Origin of the sequence: Bordetella sp. H567, assembly GCF_001704295.1 — a bacterium.
Classification (GTDB): Bacteria; Pseudomonadota; Gammaproteobacteria; order Burkholderiales; family Burkholderiaceae_B; genus Bordetella_C.
The window spans coordinates 3,579,930-3,597,900 of the sequence record NZ_CP012334.1; the positions used below are offsets into that span (position 1 = coordinate 3,579,930).

Consider the following 17,971-nt stretch of genomic DNA (forward strand, 5'->3'; position numbering starts at 1 on the left):
AGCTGCCTAGGCAGCTAATATTCAAGCCATGAACGACGAACCTATTGCCACGTCAGGCGAATCACCGCCTTACCGCTGCGACCGCAGCCGCGTCGAGGACAACCCCGGTTACCTCATCCGCCTGGTGTTCAATTCGCTCAATCGGGCACTGGACCAGGAAATGGCGCCGCTGGGCCTGACGGCGACACAATGGCGTCCCGTCGCGATGGTGGCCCTGGGCCGTGCGGATACGGCCGCGGAACTGGCCCGGCTGAACGAAGTGGATACCGGCGCGATGACGCGTACGCTGGACCGCCTGGAAGCGAAGAAACTGCTTCGCCGCAAGCGCAGCGACCAGGATCGCCGTGTCGTCAAGATCGAACTCACGGAAGAAGGCCAGGCGATGGTGCGCGAGATCCCCGCGAATATCGCGCGCACGCTGAATCATTACCTGCGCGGGTTTTCCGAAGAGGAAGTGGACCTGCTCACCCACTTTATGCGTCGCATGCTGGCCAACGGTTCGGCGCCCGTGCCGCCAGCCAAAGGTTGAGCAGGATTTCCTCCATTATTTCGCCCAGATAGCTGCCTAGTCAATTAGTAACGCGTCAACAAAATGACAGTACGCTTAACGCCGCCTTCCCACCCCGGAATGGTCTTCCCGCCTACCCTCCCCCGCTGATCCCTATGAAACGCTTATCGACTTTGCTAATGGTGATCGCCTTGAGCGGTTGCGCATTCATGGAGAAAGGCCCCGCGCCCGTGCCCGAGATCACGGCGCAGAAGCTGGGCCTGACGGAACAGTCCGCAGCCTGGCCGACCACGCAATGGTGGGAGCGGTACGAAGATCCCCAACTGGACACCCTGGTCCAGGAAGCCCTGGCCAACAATCCCTCGATGACGGCAGCGCAGGCGCGGCTGGCGCAGGCCAATGCAGCCGTGGGCGGTGCGCGCGCGCCGCTGCTGCCCCGCGTGGACGCCGACTACTCACTGCAGCGCGAGCATATATCGCGCACCTACATCTATCCCGAACCGCTCGCCGGTTCGACACAGACCGACAATCGCCTGGGACTGGATTTCAGCTACGAGCTGGACTTCTGGGGCAAGAACCGCTCCGCCTTGCAGGCCGCGCTGTCGCGCGAACAGGCCGCCCAGGCCGACAGGCAGGCGGCACGCACGATGCTGTCGAGCGCCATGGTGCAAAGCTATCTGAATCTACAGAACGCTTTCGCGCAACGCACCGTCCTTCATCGCATCATCGCGCAGCGCGAAGAAAGCCTTTCCATTACGCGCCAGCGTTTCAACGCCGGCCTGGACACCCAGGTGGAGGTCAAGCAGGCGGACTCCCAGCTGGCTTCTGCGAAGGTCCAGCTGACGCAGATCGAGACGACCTTGGCACAATTGCGCAATCAGGTCGCGGCCCTGGCCGGGGCGGGCCCGGAACGCGGGCAAAGCCTGCAAGAGGCCAAGCTTACGGTGCCACCCGGCGGTATTCCCGCATCGATTCCCCTGGACCTGCTGGGCCACCGCGCCGACGTCGTCGCCGCGCGTTGGCGTGCCGAAGCCGCTCGCCGTACGATCGACGTCGCCAAGGCGGATTTCTATCCCAACGTGAATATCACCGCCTTCATCGGCTTCCAGGCGCTGGGAACCAATAACTTGCTGCAGGCCGCCAGCCACGCGGCGAATATCGGCCCGGCCATCTCGCTGCCGATTTTCCACGGCGGCGAATTGAACGCCAATCTGGCCGGCCGCCGCGCCGATACGGATCTCGCGGTATCGGACTACAACCAAACCGTCCTGGACGCGGTGCGGCAGGTCGCCGACGCGCTGGACGCGCTGCGCCTGATCGGCCGTGAAACCGCCGAGCAGCGCCAGGCCCGCGAGTCCATCGACGCGGCCTACAACCTGGCCGTGGACCGCTACAAGGCGGGCCTGGGCAATTACCTGACCGTGCTGGTCGCGCAAAACGAAGTGCTGACGCAAGCGCGGCTGGAAACGGATCTGCAATTCCGAACCTACAAGCTGGATGCCGAATTGGCCAACGCATTGGGCGGCGGCTATGTCCCGGCGCCAGCGAACGCCGAACTCGCACAGAACCAGGGCAACTCGAACACCACCCATTGAAGAATCGGACGACGTCATGAACGCTCCTCAAAGCTCCAATCCCAAACGCAAGCGCCTGATGCTGATCGCAACGGGTGTGTTCTTGCTGATCGCCATTGCGTACGGCGCATGGTGGTGGCTGGTCGGCTCGCATTTCGAGAGCACCGACGACGCCTACGTCCACGGCAACCTGGTGCAGATCACGCCCCAGGTGCCCGGCACCGTGGTCGCCATCGAGGCCGACGACACGGAAACCATCCAGGCAGGCGCGCCGCTGGTGCGGCTGGATCCCGCGGATACCGACATCGCCCTGCAACAGGCCGAAGCCAAGCTGGCCCAGACAGTGCGCCAGGTGCGGACACTGTTCGTGCAGAACGATGCGCTGGCGGCTGACGTCGCGGTGCGCAAGGCCGACGTGGAACGGGCGCAGGCCGACTTGACGCGTGCGCGCAGCGACCTCGCGCGCCGCCAGACGCTGGCCAAATCCGGGGGCGTGAGCGGCGAGGAAATCCTGCATGCGCAGACCACGCTGAAGTCCGCCGAATCCGGGCTTGCGCAGGCGCTGGCGTCGCTGGAGGCGTCCAAGGCCAAGCTGGCGACCAACCAGGCGCTGACGCACGGCACCAGCGTGGAGAACCATCCGGACGTGCGTGAGTCCGAAGCCGAATTGCGCAACGCCTGGCTGGCGCAGTCCCGCACGGTGCTGCCGGCGCCCGTGACCGGCATGGTGGCGCGGCGCAGCGTCCAGGTTGGCCAGCGCGTGGCGCCCGGCAACACGCTGATGAATGTCGTGCCGCTGGACCAGGTATGGGTGGAAGCCAACTTCAAGGAAGGCCAGCTGCGCCAGATGCGTGTGGGCCAGCCGGTGAAGCTGACGGCCGACCTGTATGGCGGCAGCGTGACCTACCACGGCAAGGTCGTGGGCCTGGATGCCGGCACCGGCAGCGCTTTCGCCCTGCTTCCCGCGCAGAATGCCACCGGCAACTGGATCAAGGTGGTGCAGCGCGTGCCCGTGCGCATCGCGCTCGACCCGCAGGAACTGCAAGCCCATCCGCTGCGTATCGGCCTTTCCATGGACGTCGAGGTGGACCTGAGCAAGCAGGAAGGCCCCGCCGTCACGCAGCAGGTGCAACGCGCCGAACCAGCGCTGGCCACTCGCGCGTTCGATCCCGATCATCAGCAGGTCGACGCCATGATCCAGAAAATAGTGCAAGCGAACCTCGTGCAATGAATCCCGCCAGCAACGCCGTGCCGGCCAGGCCTGAACCGCCGGCGCCCACCTCGGGCCAGCAGCGACCGGTGGCCTACCCGCCCCTCGAAGGCAGCCTGCGCATCGTCGGCTCCATCGCCCTGTCGACCGCGGTGTTCATGAATGTGCTGGACACCTCGATCGCCAACGTCTCTATCCCGACGATGTCCGGCGACCTGGGCGTCAGCACCAGCCAGGGGACCTGGGTCATTACCTCGTTCGCCGTCGCCAATGCCATCACGGTGCCGCTGACGGGCTGGCTCACCCAGCGCTTCGGGCAGGTCCGGCTGTTCCTGGCCTCGACCCTTCTTTTCGTGTTGGCGTCGTGGCTGTGCGGCTTCGCGCCCACGCTGGAGGCCTTGATCGGCTTCCGCGTGCTGCAGGGCGCCGTGGCGGGCCCGATGATCCCCTTGTCGCAGACCCTGATGCTGGCCAGCTTTCCCAAGCATAAGGCCGGCATGGCGTTGGCGTTGTGGTCGATGACCACCCTGGTGGCACCGGTCGCGGGCCCGCTGCTGGGCGGCTGGATCTCCGATAACTACTCCTGGCCCTGGATCTTCTACATCAACGTCCCGGTGGGGCTGATCGCCGCGTGGTTCAGCTGGCGCATCTACAAGGACCGGGAATCGGTCACCCACAAGCTTCCCATCGACAAAGCCGGCCTGGTGCTGATCGTCATCTGGGTCGGCGCCTTGCAGGTGATGCTGGACAAAGGCAAGGAACTGGACTGGTTCCAAAGTCCCACGATCATCGCGCTTGCCGTCACGACCGTGGTGGCCTTCGTCTTCTTCATCATCTGGGAGCTGACGGAAGCCCATCCCATCGTGGACCTGCGGCTGTTCAAGGGGCGCAACTTCACGGTAGGCGCCGTCACGCTGGCGATCGCCTACGGCGTTTTCTTCGGCAACGTGGTACTGCTGCCGCTGTGGCTGCAAAGCAATATGAACTACACCGCCACCGATGCGGGCATCGTGACCGCGCCGGTAGGCATCCTGGCCATTGTGCTTACCCCCGTGATCGGACGCATGCTGGCCACGCGCGATCCAAGGCAGATCGTGACATTCGCCTTCGTCGTCTTCGCGCTGGTCTGCTACATGCGCGCCAGCTTCACGCCACAGACTGACATGGGCGCGCTCATGATTCCGACGATCATCCAGGGCGCCGCCATGGCCGCCTTCTTCGTCCCGCTGACCTCGATCACGCTATCCGGCCTGGAACCCTGGCGCATCCCCGCCGCCTCGGGCCTGTCGAACTTCTGCCGCCTGACGGCGGGCGCGTTCGGCACATCGATCTCCACGACGCTGTGGGAAAACCGCGCAAGCCTGCATCATGCGCGGCTGTCCGAAACCGCGACCCCCGGATCGCAGGCGTACGATCAAGTCATGCACACGCTGGGCTCGCTAGGCATGTCGGCGGAGCAGGGGCTGAACGCGCTGAACGGCATGTTGAATACCCAGGCGTTCACGATGTCCGCGCTGGACGTCTTCTACGGGTCGGCGGTGGTCTTTCTTCTTCTCACCGGCCTGGTATGGTTCGCGCGCCCGGTGCGGGCCAAGGACGCCGCCGCCGCGGAAGCGGCTGCCGGCGCGCACTGAAGCGCAATCGCGCACGCCAGGGTGCCCCGGCCATATCGCGGACGGGGCGCATCGATCAAGCAAGGGGAATCAAGCGGCCAGCGTGCGCCAGTCCAGCTTCGGGATGATCCGGTCCGACAGGGCGCTATTCAGCGACAGATTGAACACGTCCACGCCCCGTGCCCTCAACAACGCCGCGGCCTGCGAGAAAGACGGTTCGATCAGCCGGTCGAAGTTGCGCACCAGGCGGCTGTCTTCGGGTTGCGCTTCCTTGTAGAAGCGCCGTGCACCGGAAAAGCCCAGATCCAGGCCATGCATGTAGATCCGGCCCACGCCCCCGGCCACCAGCACCTGCAGCGCCGCATACGCCACCGTGTCGGCGTCGAACACACCGCTGGCCAGGTCGAAGCTATAGCCCAGCGAGCGCTGTGAATCGAACAGCGAGAGCGCCGGGTTGGCCTGCGCCATCGCCGCGAGCTCGTCCGGGCTGAAGTGCGGAAGGTAGGCGCGTTCAGACACGACTTCGATCACGCAAATGCGGCACTTGTAGCGTTCGGGCCACGGCATGCCCTGCACCATGTAGCGCAGCACGTCCGGCGTGATGAACAAGGTCAGGTCGCGTTCGACCACCTCGCGCATCAGGTCGATGCGGCGGCGGACGAAGTTCTGGTCGATCACGCAGTAGTAGCGGAACGGGATATCGAAGTGGCGGGCCAGCGAAATGGACCCGTTGACCCCCATTGCCGCCTGCATGGGCAGGCGGTCATACTGGATCTCCGCGACGGAAGGCCCGCTGAGGATGACGTGAACGGTATCGTGGTGTTCGGTGAACGCCTGTTGCAGCGGAGTGACCGGGACGACATGGCGGAACGCTGAAAAGGCATTGATGGCGCCTTGCGCATCCCGACCGATGGACACATACGGCCACAGGTGGCGGTTGTGCTGCATGCGACGGCTGCGGAACAGGGTGTAGAACTTGCGCCAGAAGCGATCGAGCGGCTTATCGCCCACGGTGCGATCGTCGGCAACGACGACACTACCGCCCTCGGGGAGCAGCGCCGGCTTCCCCGCCACAAGGGAATCCGCGTTGTCGGCAGCCAAACTTGTCGAAGATAACAATGCGAAACTCGAACGTGAGGGCGCAAACGTACGAAAATGTACAGCGCGATCGGAAAGTATCGGGGACGCAGCTTAGGATCATGCACGCATCCGCAGTCAAACTATACCTTCGCATGTGCGTCAATAGTTTGAATTTCCGACGGAATTTACAAAGTTCCGACCGTGAGACCGGACGATGCGGCACATATGCCGCAAGCAAAAAAGGGACGGCGTAACCTTAGCACGGATCGCATACGGATGGGGTGGGAACATCCACCCCACCAAAATTACAGCTTGTTGCGGACCGGGGCGCTTCGGCCCCGGTCGGGGCGCTCGATCAGGAGGCGGCCAGCCGGTCCGCTACGGCGCGCCCTACCTCTTCCGTGCGCGCCTGCCCCTGCATGTCCGGCGTACGGGGGCCGTTGGCCAGTACGTGCTCGATCGCGGATACCACGGCGGCGGCCGCGTCGGGATGGCCGAGAAAATCCAGCATCAAGGCGCCGCTCCATATCTGGCCGATGGGGTTGGCGATGCCCTTGCCATAGATATCCGGCGCGGAACCGTGCACGGGCTCGAACAAGGAAGGGAATTTGCGTTCCGGGTTGAGGTTGGCGGATGGTGCAATACCGATGGTGCCCGTGCAGGCCGGCCCCAGGTCCGAAAGAATATCGCCGAACAGGTTGGACGCCACGACGACGTCGAAGGTGTCGGGACGCTGCACGAAGTGCGCGCACAGTATGTCTATGTGGAACTTGTCCCACCGCACGTCGGGATAGCGCTGCCCCATTTCGGCAACCCGCTCGTCCCACCATGGCATGGAAATCGAAATCCCGTTGGATTTCGTGGCCGCGGTCAGATGCTTGCCGCGCTTGCGGGCGAGTTCAAACGCAAACTTCAGGACCCGTTCGGCTCCCACGCGCGTAAACACGCTTTCCTGGATGACGACCTCGCGCTCCGTGCCGGCGAACAGTTTGCCGCCACTGTTGGAGTATTCCCCTTCGGTGTTTTCACGCACGATGAAGAAGTCGATATCGCCGGGTTTGCGGTTGGCCAGGGGCGATACGACGCCGGGCATCAGCCGGACCGGCCGCAGATTGATGTATTGGTCGAAATCGCGGCGGAAGCGGAACAGCGACCCCCACAGGGCTTCATGGTCCGGCACGGCATCCGGCCATCCGATGGCGCCGAAGAAAATGGCTTCGTGGCCGCCGATCTGGCGGGCCCAGTCGTCCGGCATCATCTTGCCGTGCTTGGCGTAATAGTCGCAGCTCCAGTCGAAATGGTCCCATTGGAACTCGATACCGAACTTGGCCGCCGCGGCATCCAGCACGCGCAGCCCTTCCGGGACCACTTCCTTGCCGATACCGTCGCCGGGAATTACCGCGATCCTGTGTTTTTTAGCCACCGCCTGGTCTCCATGATCGATTTGATTTGAATAGGCCCGGCCATTATCGGACACAGGTGCGCGGCACGGCAACCGTGGCATGCAAGCGGCCGATACCCGGCGCGACGCAGGCCGGCTACTATGGAGGAACGGTGCTTTCCCGGCCTGCCCAGCAGCTCAACCCCAGCCCTATCGCGAACCTCCATGCCGACCTCTACGCCCATCCATGCGCAGGATATCCGCCATCAGATCCATCCCTATACCAATGCGGTGAAGCATCGCACCGTGGGTCCGCTCGTCATCGACCGGGGCGAGGGCATCTACGTTTACGACGACCAGGGAAACAAGTATCTGGAAGGCATGGCCGGACTCTGGAGCGTGGCGGTCGGATTCGGCGAACCGCGCCTGGTGGAGGCGGCGAGCCGCCAGATGGGCAAACTGCCCTACTACCACACGTTCACGCACAAATCGAACGCGCCGTCGATCGCGCTGGCCGAGCGGTTGATCGGCTACACCCAGGGTCGCATGTCCGGTGCGTTCTTTACCAATTCCGGTTCGGAAGCGAACGATACGGTGATCAAGTTCGTCTGGTATTACAACAACGCGCTGGGCCGTCCGCTGAAGAAGAAAATCATCGCGCGGCAGCGGGGCTATCACGGCGTTACGGTCGCCTCGGCCAGCCTTACCGGGTTGGCGGGCAATCATCGCGATTTCGATCTTCCCCTGCCGCAGATGAAGCACACGGCCTGTCCGCATCATTACCGCCATGCACAGCCGGGAGAAAGCGAAGAGGATTTCGCCACCCGGATGGCGGCCGAACTGGAGGCGCTGATCCTGCAGGAAGGCGCCGACACGGTCGCCGCCTTCATCGGCGAGCCGGTGATGGGCGCGGGCGGCGTGATCGTGCCCCCGCGCACCTACTGGCCCAAGATCCAGGCCGTCTGCCGCAAGTACGACGTGCTGGTGATCGCCGACGAAGTCATCACGGGCTTCGGCCGCCTGGGCACCTTCTTCGGCAGCGACACCTACGGCATCGAGCCGGACATCATGGTGTTGTCCAAGCAGATCACGTCTTCCTACGTTCCCCTGGCGGCGGTGCTGGTGTCGCCCAAGGTGCACGAAACGATCGCCGAGAACAGCGGACGCGTGGGTACGCTGGGACATGGCTACACCGCCAGCGGCCATCCGGTTGCCACGGCGGTCGCGCTGGAGAACCTGAACATCATCGAAGAGCGCAAGCTGGTGGAAAACGCGGCCCGTTCCGGCGAAGTGCTGCAGCAGGAGTTGCGTGCCCTGGCCGGCCATCCTCTGGTCGGCGAGGTGCGGGGCGTGGGGCTCATCGCCGGGGTGGAACTGGTGGCCGACAAGGCCAGCAAGCGTCCCTTCGACCCGCTGGGCAAGGCCGGCGCCTACGCCTACGAACAGGCCCACGCGCATGGCCTGATCATCCGCGGCATCCAGGATACGGTGGCGTTCTGCCCACCGCTGATCATTACGCCGGATCAGGTGCGCGACATGGTCGCCCGCTTCGTCCGCACGCTGGAGGATGTCTCGCGCTTCGTGGCCGCCTGATTGTTGTGCGGCGGATCAGCGGCGGCGGGACCCCAGCAGGGAGCCCAGCACGCCGCGCACCAGTTCCCGCGCGACGGAACGCATCGCGGTCTTCGCCATGGACTGGACGACGCCGTCGCGGCGCCCTCCGCGCGGGCCGGTGGAGCCGAACAGCACGTCGTTCAGCCCGCCCATCAGGCCTCCACCGGCTGCCGTCCCGTCCGGCGCCTGCGTGCCTGCGCCGTGGGGCGCGCCGGAGGGCGATCCCGTGTCCGCCGGCTTCGCGGCGCGGCGGGCCAGCACTTCGTAGGCCGACTCCCGGTCGATCGCCTGCTCATACTTGCCTGTGACGGGCGAGGCCGCACGCAGCGCATCGCGTTCCACGGACGTGGCGGGCCCGATGCGGCTGGCTGGCGGCACGATCCAGGCGCGTTGCGTCATCCCCGGACGCCCCTGGCTATCCAATAGGGAAACCAAGGCTTCTCCCACGCCCAATTCCGTAATGGCCTGCTCCAGATCCAGGTCCGGATTCGCGCGCATGGTCTGCGCGGCCGTCCGTACCGCCTTCTGGTCGCGCGGCGTGAAGGCGCGCAAGGCGTGCTGGATGCGGTTGCCGAGCTGGCCCAGCACGGTTTCCGGAATATCGAGGGGATTCTGCGTAACGAAGTACACCCCTACGCCTTTGGATCGCACCAGCCGGACCACTTGCTCTATCCTGTCCAGCAACGCCTTGGGGGCATCAGTGAAGAGCAAATGCGCCTCGTCGAAGAAGAACACCATACGCGGCTTGTCCGGGTCGCCCACCTCCGGCAGCTTTTCATAGAGTTCGGCCAGCAGCCATAGCAGAAAGATCGCGTACAAGCGCGGGGCCTGCATCAGCTTGTCCGCCGCCAGAATGCTGACCACGCCATGCCCCTGGGCGTCGACCCGCATCAGGTCGGCGATGTCCAGCATGGGTTCGCCGAAGAATGCTTCCGCGCCTTGGGACTCCAGCCGCAGCAAGCCCCGCTGGATCGCCCCGATGGTGGAGGCCGACACGTTGCCGTAGCGGGTCTTCAGCGATGCGGCGCGATCGGCGACGTCCTGCAGCATCGCCCGCAGATCCTTCAAGTCCAGCAGCAGCTGGCCCTCGTCGTCGGCCACCTTGAACGTCATGGCCAGCACGCCTTCCTGGGTGTCGTTCAGCTCGAGCATGCGGGACAGCAGCAGCGGTCCCATATCGGAGACCGTCGCGCGCACCGGATGGCCCTGCTGGCCGAAGACATCCCACAACACGGCCGGCGCAGCGGCCCAGGCTGGCTCGGGCAGCCCCAGGGCATCCAGGCGTTCGCGCAGCTTCGGGCCGGCGGTGCCGGCCTGCGAAATCCCGGTCAAGTCGCCTTTGACGTCGGCCAGGAAAACCGGCGTCCCGATGCGGGAAAACTGTTCCGCGAGCACCTGCAGGGTTACGGTTTTGCCGGTGCCGGTGGCGCCGGTAATGCAGCCATGGCGGTTTGCCATGCCGGCCAGCAGCGCCAGATCCTGGCCATCGTGCCGGGCGACTCGCAAGGGCGGGATGGGCGTGGCGGTGTTTGACATGGCGGTCTCCGGATGGCGTTTACGCGCCGGCGTGAGCCGGCGCGGCCATTCTCCGCCGTGGCGCGCGCGCGCGCAACACGCCCGGACCACCGCGAAAGGGATGGCACGGTAAAATAGCCGTCTTTGCCTCACTCTTATCGGAAAGCCATGGCCGGACACAGTAAATGGGCCAATATTCAGCACCGCAAGGGCCGCCAGGACGCCAAGCGCGGCAAGCTGTGGACCAAGATCATCCGTGAAATCACCGTCGCCGCGCGTGCGGGGGGTGCCGATCCGGAAAGCAACCCGCGGCTGCGGCTGGCCTGGGACAAGGCAACCGACGCCAACATGCCCAAGGACAACATCCAGCGCGCCATCCAGCGCGGCGCGGGCGGCGCCGATGGCGATAACTACGAGGAAGTTCGCTACGAAGGCTATGGCGTGGGCGGGGCGGCCGTCATCGTCGACTGCATGACCGACAACCGCACCCGCACGGTCGCGGAGGTGCGCCACGCGTTCGCCAAGAACGGTGGGAACCTGGGCCAGGAAGGATCCGTGGCCTTCATGTTCAAGCACTGCGGCCAGTTCATTTTCGCGCCCGGCACGCCCGAGGACAAAGTCATGGAAACCGCGCTGGAAGCCGGTGCCGAAGACGTCGTCACGGATGCCGAGGGTGTGATCGAAGTCATTTGCGCGCCTGCCGACTACGCCGCCGTGCGCCAGGCCTTCGAAGCCGCGGGCCTGAAGGCCGAAATGGACGCCGTCGTCATGAAAGCCCTGAACGAAACCGAGCTCGCGGGCGAGGACGCGGTCAAGATGCAAAAACTGCTCGACGCCCTGGAAGGGCTGGATGACGTGCAGGAGGTGTACACCACCGCCGTCCTCGATGAAACCGGCGCTTGAGCCTCACGGACCCGCCGCGCGCGGGTCCGGTCTTCCCGGGGGCCGCTCCGGCTCCCCACGGCGCCGTCCTCGCACGTTTATCTTTATCAGCCACACACTATGAAACTCCTGGTTATCGGCTCGGGCGGCCGCGAACATGCCCTCGCCTGGCGCCTGGCGCAATCGCCGCGCGTGCACAAGGTGTACGTCGCGCCCGGCAACGGCGGCACGCACGGCGGCAGCCTGCAGAATATCCCCCTGACGCAGGCGGAAGAGCTGGCGGACTTCGTCCAGCGCGAAGGGGTATCGCTTACCGTGGTCGGCCCGGAAGCGCCCTTGGCCGCCGGCGTGGTCGATGTGTTCCGCGCCCGCGGCCTGAAGATCTTCGGTCCTACCAAGGCCGCCGCGCAGCTGGAAAGCTCCAAGGACTACGCCAAGGCCTTCATGGTGCGGCACAACATCCCCACCGCGCGTTATCAGACTTTCACGGATCCCGCGCTGGCCCACGCCTATATCGACCAGGAAGGCGCGCCCATTGTCATCAAGGCAGACGGCCTGGCCGCGGGCAAGGGCGTCGTGGTGGCGGCCACGCTGGCGGAGGCGCATGCCGCCGTCGACGCCATGCTAGGCGACGGTTCGCTGGGCGCGGCGGGCGCGCGGGTGGTGATCGAGGAATGCCTGGAAGGCGAGGAAGCCAGCTTCATCGTCATGGTCGACGGACGCAACGTGCTGGCCCTGGCCACCAGCCAAGACCACAAGCGGCTGAAGGACGGGGACCAGGGTCCCAACACCGGAGGCATGGGCGCCTACTCACCAGCGCCGGTGGTCACGCCCGAACTGCACCATCGCATCATGCGCGAGGTCATCCTGCCCACAGTGCAGGGCATGGCGCGCGACGGCCTGCCGTACACGGGCTTTCTGTACGCCGGCGTGATGATTGCGTCGGGAGACGATCCCGACCGCGCCATCAAGGTGCTGGAATTCAACTGCCGCATGGGCGACCCGGAAACGCAGCCGATCATGATGCGGATCAAAAGCGATTTCGTGGATGTGGTGGAACATGCCATTGCCGGAACGCTGAACCAGGCGGATATCGTCTGGGACCGGCGCACTGCCCTGGGCGTGGTGCTGGCGGCCCATAACTATCCCGGGACACCCCGTACGGGCGATGTGATCACGGGCTTGCCGGAAGACGCCGCGGATTGCATGGTGTTCCATGCCGCCACGCAACTGGACGGTGATCAGGTCAAGACCGCAGGCGGTCGCGTGCTGTGCGTAACGGCCCTGGGGGACTCGGTGCGCATGGCCCGTGAGCGCGTATATGAAACCGTGGACCGTGTCGCGTTCGATGGCCGCCAATATCGCACCGACATCGGCTGGCGCGCCCTCAAGCGCGTCCCGCCCAAACCGAAGGCTAGCCCTTGAAAATGAACGCCCCATCCGCACCCACCCCATCCTTCGAATCCGCCATCGAATCCGCGCGAGACTATTTCGCGAACCTGCAGGCGCGCATCGTCGCTGCCCTCGAACAGGCGGATGGCACTACGTTCCACACGGATGCGTGGGAACGGCCCGAGGGCGGCGGCGGGGTCTCGCGGATGCTGGAAGGCGGCCAGCTGTTCGAACGGGCCGCCGTGCTGTTCAGCCATGTCATGGGCCGCAACCTGCCGCCGTCGGCCAGCGCGCGGCGCCCTGACCTGGCCGGGCGCCCCTGGCAAGCCATGGGCGTGTCGCTGGTGTTGCATCCGCGCAATCCCTACGTGCCGACCGTGCACATGAATGTGCGGCTGTTTGTCGCGCCCGCGCGCCACAGTGGCGAAACGCCCGCCTACTGGTTCGGCGGCGGCATGGACCTGACGCCCTACTATCCCTTCGAGGAAGACGCCCGGCATTTCCACCGCACTTGCCGCGACGCGCTCGCCCCGCATGGCGAAGACTACTACCCCCGCTTCAAGAAGTGGTGCGACGAATATTTCCACTTGAAGCACCGGGGAGAAGCGCGCGGGATCGGCGGCATCTTCTTCGACGACCTGGCCGAGCCCGGATTCGACGCCTGCTTCGCCCTGGTCCGCGATGTCGGCGATGCCTTCCTGCCCGCCTATATTCCCATCGTTGAACTGCGCCGGAACAAGCCCTACGGGGAACGCGAACGCGACTTCCAGGCGTATCGCCGCGGCCGCTACGTGGAATTCAACCTGGTCTACGATCGGGGCACCCTGTTTGGCCTGCAGTCTGGCGGGCGCACGGAATCCATTCTGTTGTCCATGCCGCCAGTTGCCCACTGGCGCTATGACTGGAAGCCGGAACCGGGTACGCCGGAAGCCGTCCTGGCCGGCTTTCTCACGCCCAGGGAATGGCTTTGAAACGCATCGGCCTGCTGGGCGGCAGCTTCGACCCCGTGCACGCGGCGCATATCGCGCTGGCGCGGACCGCCTTGCGCACGCTGGATTTGGCGCAGGTACAGCTGATACCCGCGGCCGCGCCCTGGCAAAGGGGCCCGCTGCGCGCTACGCCCGCGCAGCGCTGCGACATGATCCGCCTGGCCATTGCCGACGAGCCCAGCATCGTACTGAATACCACCGAAATCGACCGTGGCGGTCCCACCTATACGATCGACACCGTAAGCGCCCTGCCCGTCCAGCATCGCTATGTATGGCTGCTGGGCACGGACCAGCTGGCCAACTTCTGCACCTGGCGGGCGTGGCAGGCAATCGCCGACCGGGTCGACCTGGCGGTGGCCATGCGCCCCGGAACGCCGCCGCAACCGCCGGCGGAGCTGCAAAGGCATATGGCCGCGCAACAGCGCCAGGTGGAAATTCTGCCGTTCGCAGAGATGCCGGTTTCCGCCTCGGCGATTCGCGATCGACTGGCAGACGGCTTGCCGGTGGACGACATGCTTCCCACGCCGGTATACCAATACATACGCGCCCACCACCTCTACCACGACTGACGCGCGATCCTCATCCTGATGGCGGAGCAGCCCCCGCCGCCCCCGAAACCCACTACCGGGGGTTATAGTTGCGACATGGAAATACAGAAACTACAACGCGCCGTCATTGACGCCCTTGAAGACGTCAAGGCGCAGGACATCAAGGTCTTCAATACCACCCACCTGACTAGCCTGTTCGACCGTGTCGTCATCGCCAGCGCCACGTCGAACCGGCAGACCCGCGCGCTGGCCTCCAGCGTCGCCGATCGGGGCCGCGCCCTGAAGCTGACGGTCACCGTCGAAGGCGAGGATACGGGCGAATGGGTCGTCGTCGACCTGGGCGATATCGTCGTCCATGTCATGCAGCCCGCGATACGCGAATACTACAACCTGGAAGAAATCTGGGGCGGCAAGCCGGTGCGGGTCAAGCTGCTGCCGCAATCCTCGCGCACCGTCCTCTCGGGCGCCACCTACGACGACGACGACGTCTGAACCGGCAAGGCGCGACACGATGACCATCATGCCAGGCGCCGGAGGCCCCACGCCGTGAAGCTGGTGGTCGTCGCGGTCGGCAACCGCATGCCGGGCTGGGTGCAAACCGCATGGGACGACTATGCCCGTCGGCTGCCGCCCGACTGTGCGCTCGAACTGCGCGAGATCAAGCCGGAACCGCGCACCAGCGGCAAGACGACGGCGCAGATGATGGCAGCGGAAGCCAAACGTATCGAAGCGGGCGTGCCCCCAGGGGCCTTGCGGATAGCGCTGGACGAGCGCGGCCGGGATTTGACCACGGTGGCGTTGGCAAAAACGCTGGAACAATGGCGCGCGCAAGGTCGCGATGTCGCGCTGCTGGTAGGGGGACCGGACGGCCTGGACGCCACACTGAAATCGTCCTGCGATGGCCTGATCCGCTTATCGTCGCTGACCCTGCCCCATCCCATGGTGCGCGTGCTTTTGGCGGAACAGCTCTACCGGGCCTGGGCGATCCTCACCAACCATCCCTATCACCGCGCGTGAGCGTCGCGCCGCATGCCTATGTCGTCCCATTTACATTCCGCCCCCCGCTTATACCTTGCATCGGCCAGCCCGCGCCGGCGTGAGCTTCTCTCCCAGATCGGCCTGGCACATCAGGTCCTTGACGTTCCATCGCCGCCGGGCGAGGACGAACCGCGACACGCCGGCGAACCGGCCGCGGACTATGTGCGCCGAACCGCCCGCGACAAGGCTCTACGGGGCGAGCAGTATCGACAGGCGCAGGGGCTGCCGGCGCTGCCGCTGCTGGCGGCGGACACCACGGTCATCCTGGACGGGGACGTGCTGGGTAAACCCGCGGACCGGGATCATGCCATCCAGATGCTGATGCGCCTGTCCGGTTCTTGCCACGAAGTCCACACCGCCGTCGCCTTGTTCGCGCACGACCGCCTGCATGAAAGGGTGTCGATCACGCAGGTGCGGATGCGCGAACTCCGGCCCGACGAAGTCGCCCGCTACTGCGATAGCGGCGAGCCCTACGGCAAGGCGGGTGCCTACGGCATTCAGGGACTGGCCGCTGCCTTCATCGAGCGCATCGACGGCAGCTATACCGGCGTCATGGGATTGCCGCTTTTCGAAACCGCGGCGCTGCTGCGCCGCGTCGACATCACGCTGCCCTGAAAAGCAACATGCCCTGGTACGGCTCGCGTACCAGGGCATGCGTCGACATGACGGAATGCAGGGTGTGGCGCCGGCGAGGCGCCTTGCCCGAGGCCGCGTTCAGTGTCCAGGCACCGCCGCGGGCTGCACCGGCTGCACGGGCGTTAGTTGCCCGTTCAGCGCGGCATCGAGCGCGGGTTTGTCCAGTTGTCCTTCCCACCGGGCCACGACGATGGAGGCCGTGGCGTTGCCCACCAGATTCGTCAAGGCGCGGCACTCCGACATGAAGCGGTCCACGCCCAGGATCAGCGCCATGCCGGCGACCGGCAAGCTGGGCACGACCGACAGCGTGGCCGCCAGGGTGATAAAGCCCGAGCCCGTGACGCCAGCCGCCCCCTTGGAGCTCAGCATGGCGACCAGCAGCAAAAGCACCTGGTCGCCCAGCGACAGATGGATGTCGCAGGCTTGGGCGATGAAGAGCGCCGCCATGGTCATGTAGATATTGGTGCCATCCAGGTTGAACGAATAGCCCGTCGGCACGACCAGGCCAACCACCGACTTGGAGCAGCCGGCGCGTTCCATCTTCTGCATCAGGCTGGGCAGCGCCGCTTCCGACGAACTGGTCCCCAGCACGAGCAGCAGTTCCTCGCGGATATAGCGGACCAGCTTGATGATGGAGAAGCCGTTGTAGCGCGCAACCAGGCCCAGGACGACCACGACAAAGAGGACGGCCGTGGCGTAGAACGTGCCGACCAAGGCGGCCAGGTTCAGCACGGACTTGATGCCGTACTTCCCGATCGTAAACGCCATCGCGCCAAAGGCGCCGATCGGCGCGGCGCGCATCAGGATCGCCACCATCTTGAACACGGGGTGCGCCAGCGCGTTCAGCAGGTTCACGACAGGTCTGCCACGTTCGCCGACCAGGGCCAGCGCCACCCCAAACAACACCGACACGAACAACACCTGCAGGATATCACCGGTGACGAACGGGCCCGGCAGCGAGCTGGGAATGACGTTCATCAGGAAGCCGGTGACGGTGGTGTCGTGCGCCTTGGTGACGTAATCGGCAACTGCTTTACTGTCCAGCGACTGCGGATTCACGTGCATGCCCGCACCCGGCTGGACGATATGGCTGACCACCATGCCCACGATCAAGGCGATGGTGGAGAAGGTCAAGAAGTACGCGAACGCCTTGCCCGCCACGCGGCCGACACGCTTCAGGTCGTTCATGCCGGCAATGCCGGTGCTCACGGTCAGGAAGATGACCGGCGCAATGATCAGCTTGACCAGCCTGATAAAGCCATCGCCCAGCGGCCGCATGGCTTCCGCGGTATCAGGTTTGTAATATCCCAGCAAAATGCCGATGACGATTGCGACGATCACCTGCACGTAGAGGATCTGATAAAACTTCTGCTTCCGCGGCACCGCGGTCTGATCTATTTCGATCATTGCTCATCCACTTGTTTTGATCATCAGGCGCCCTACAGGCCCACGAACATCGCGCCCGCGCCGTGATGGTCAATTATCGCATCCCAAACAGGCGAGCTACCGGCCGGGATGGAGAAAAACTCGATTCAGAAAAACGGGGTAGCACGGAAAGCGCTGCCTACCACCCCGGTATGGCATGGCGCGGCACATAAAGCAAAACCCCGCTGGGGTGACCCAGCGGGGTTTTGGGGGTAAGAGCCTGACGATGACCTACTTTCACAGACGTCCGTCCACTATCATCGGCGCGAAGGCGTTTCACTGTCCTGTTCGGGATGGGAAGGAGTGGGGCCACCTTGCTATGGTCGTCAGGCGTAAAGGGTTGCGCGGCGTGCCGGCCCGGTTGGGGGGCTGGCGCGTCACGCCAATCTGGTCAAAGCACACGCAAGCGCGCTTGCGGCGAGGGTATTGGGGTTGCCGGCAGCGGCGGCGCTGTTGAGGCGCGGCCGGTGAGCGGCATAGGATTCGGGTTGGGACTGCGTGGCGGATCGCATGGATCCGCGTGGCACGTCTACGCCAAGCATCATGGCAAGCGGGCGGCCTGGGCA

General features: G+C 65.1%; 16 protein-coding genes and 1 rRNA gene. 12 read left to right on the forward strand and 5 right to left on the reverse strand.

The genetic code is table 11. The features are described 5' to 3' along the window. Nucleotides 1–28 precede the first annotated feature (28 nt). The 4 genes from AKI39_RS16065 (at nt 29) to AKI39_RS16080 (ending at nt 4,926) form a co-directional block, all read left to right on the forward strand. Nucleotides 29–529 (forward strand): MarR family winged helix-turn-helix transcriptional regulator, encoded by a 501-nt coding sequence (locus tag AKI39_RS16065; RefSeq protein WP_066638102.1) that lies wholly within the window; start codon nt 29–31, stop codon nt 527–529. 134 nt (nt 530–663) lie between these two features. Continuing rightward, nucleotides 664–2,103 (forward strand): efflux transporter outer membrane subunit, encoded by a 1,440-nt coding sequence (locus AKI39_RS16070; RefSeq protein WP_066638108.1) that lies wholly within the window; start codon nt 664–666, stop codon nt 2,101–2,103. A gap of 16 nt (nt 2,104–2,119) precedes the next feature. After that, entirely contained in the window at nt 2,120–3,313 is a 1,194-nt protein-coding gene (locus AKI39_RS16075; protein ID WP_066638111.1) for an HlyD family secretion protein, read from the forward strand. After that, a complete protein-coding gene (locus AKI39_RS16080; RefSeq protein WP_083228883.1) occupies nt 3,310–4,926 on the forward strand; it encodes a DHA2 family efflux MFS transporter permease subunit in 1,617 nt (538 codons plus the stop codon). Before AKI39_RS16075 ends, AKI39_RS16080 begins: the two co-directional genes overlap by 4 nt. A 69-nt stretch (nt 4,927–4,995) precedes the next feature. Here the strand turns inward: AKI39_RS16080 and AKI39_RS16085 are convergent, their stop codons facing one another. Both AKI39_RS16085 and AKI39_RS16090 read right to left on the reverse strand, forming a co-directional pair. Then, nucleotides 4,996–5,979 (reverse strand): hypothetical protein, encoded by a 984-nt coding sequence (locus AKI39_RS16085; RefSeq protein ID WP_235610666.1) that lies wholly within the window; start codon nt 5,977–5,979, stop codon nt 4,996–4,998. 361 nt (nt 5,980–6,340) lie between these two features. Continuing rightward, a complete protein-coding gene (locus tag AKI39_RS16090) occupies nt 6,341–7,408 on the reverse strand; it encodes a tartrate dehydrogenase (protein ID WP_066638113.1) in 1,068 nt (355 codons plus the stop codon). A gap of 183 nt (nt 7,409–7,591) precedes the next feature. On the opposite strand from AKI39_RS16090, the gene AKI39_RS16095 reads away from it, so the two are divergent. Continuing rightward, nucleotides 7,592–8,959, forward strand: a complete 1,368-nt coding sequence (locus AKI39_RS16095; RefSeq protein WP_066638116.1) for an aspartate aminotransferase family protein — start codon at nt 7,592–7,594, stop codon at nt 8,957–8,959. Between the two features lie 15 nt (nt 8,960–8,974). On the opposite strand, the gene AKI39_RS16100 is transcribed toward AKI39_RS16095, so the two are convergent. Further along, complete coding sequence (locus AKI39_RS16100) at nt 8,975–10,516, reverse strand: helicase HerA-like domain-containing protein (protein WP_145925292.1); 1,542 nt, start codon at nt 10,514–10,516, stop codon at nt 8,975–8,977. A gap of 147 nt (nt 10,517–10,663) precedes the next feature. Between AKI39_RS16100 and AKI39_RS16105 the strand changes: the two genes are divergently transcribed. The 7 genes from AKI39_RS16105 to AKI39_RS16135 all read left to right on the forward strand — a co-directional run bounded on the left by AKI39_RS16105 (nt 10,664) and on the right by AKI39_RS16135 (nt 15,959). Further along, entirely contained in the window at nt 10,664–11,398 is a 735-nt protein-coding gene (locus tag AKI39_RS16105; RefSeq protein WP_066638119.1) for a YebC/PmpR family DNA-binding transcriptional regulator, read from the forward strand. A 99-nt stretch (nt 11,399–11,497) separates the two neighbouring features. Continuing rightward, entirely contained in the window at nt 11,498–12,802 is a 1,305-nt protein-coding gene (gene purD, locus AKI39_RS16110) for a phosphoribosylamine--glycine ligase (RefSeq protein WP_066638120.1), read from the forward strand. Between the two features lie 2 nt (nt 12,803–12,804). Beyond that, nucleotides 12,805–13,740: an oxygen-dependent coproporphyrinogen oxidase gene (hemF, locus tag AKI39_RS16115; protein WP_066638123.1), complete on the forward strand. Its 936-nt coding sequence runs from the start codon at nt 12,805–12,807 to the stop codon at nt 13,738–13,740. Next, nucleotides 13,731–14,327, forward strand: coding sequence for a nicotinate (nicotinamide) nucleotide adenylyltransferase (nadD, locus tag AKI39_RS16120; RefSeq protein WP_201258509.1), 597 nt, complete (start codon nt 13,731–13,733; stop codon nt 14,325–14,327). Before hemF ends, nadD begins: the two co-directional genes overlap by 10 nt. A gap of 75 nt (nt 14,328–14,402) precedes the next feature. After that, entirely contained in the window at nt 14,403–14,798 is a 396-nt protein-coding gene (rsfS, locus tag AKI39_RS16125; protein ID WP_066638128.1) for a ribosome silencing factor, read from the forward strand. Nucleotides 14,799–14,852: 54 nt separating this feature from the next. Further along, nucleotides 14,853–15,323 carry a 23S rRNA (pseudouridine(1915)-N(3))-methyltransferase RlmH gene (gene rlmH, locus AKI39_RS16130; RefSeq protein ID WP_066638131.1) on the forward strand — a complete coding sequence of 157 codons (471 nt, stop codon included), beginning with the start codon at nt 14,853–14,855 and terminating at the stop codon, nt 15,321–15,323. Nucleotides 15,324–15,335: 12 nt separating this feature from the next. After that, nucleotides 15,336–15,959: a Maf family protein gene (locus AKI39_RS16135; RefSeq protein ID WP_066638134.1), complete on the forward strand. Its 624-nt coding sequence runs from the start codon at nt 15,336–15,338 to the stop codon at nt 15,957–15,959. A 99-nt stretch (nt 15,960–16,058) separates the two neighbouring features. Here the strand turns inward: AKI39_RS16135 and AKI39_RS16140 are convergent, their stop codons facing one another. Continuing rightward, nucleotides 16,059–17,387, reverse strand: coding sequence for a dicarboxylate/amino acid:cation symporter (locus AKI39_RS16140; RefSeq protein WP_066638137.1), 1,329 nt, complete (start codon nt 17,385–17,387; stop codon nt 16,059–16,061). Nucleotides 17,388–17,623: 236 nt separating this feature from the next. Next, a 5S ribosomal RNA gene (rrf, locus tag AKI39_RS16145) occupies nt 17,624–17,736 on the reverse strand. Nucleotides 17,737–17,971: the final 235 nt, after the last annotated feature.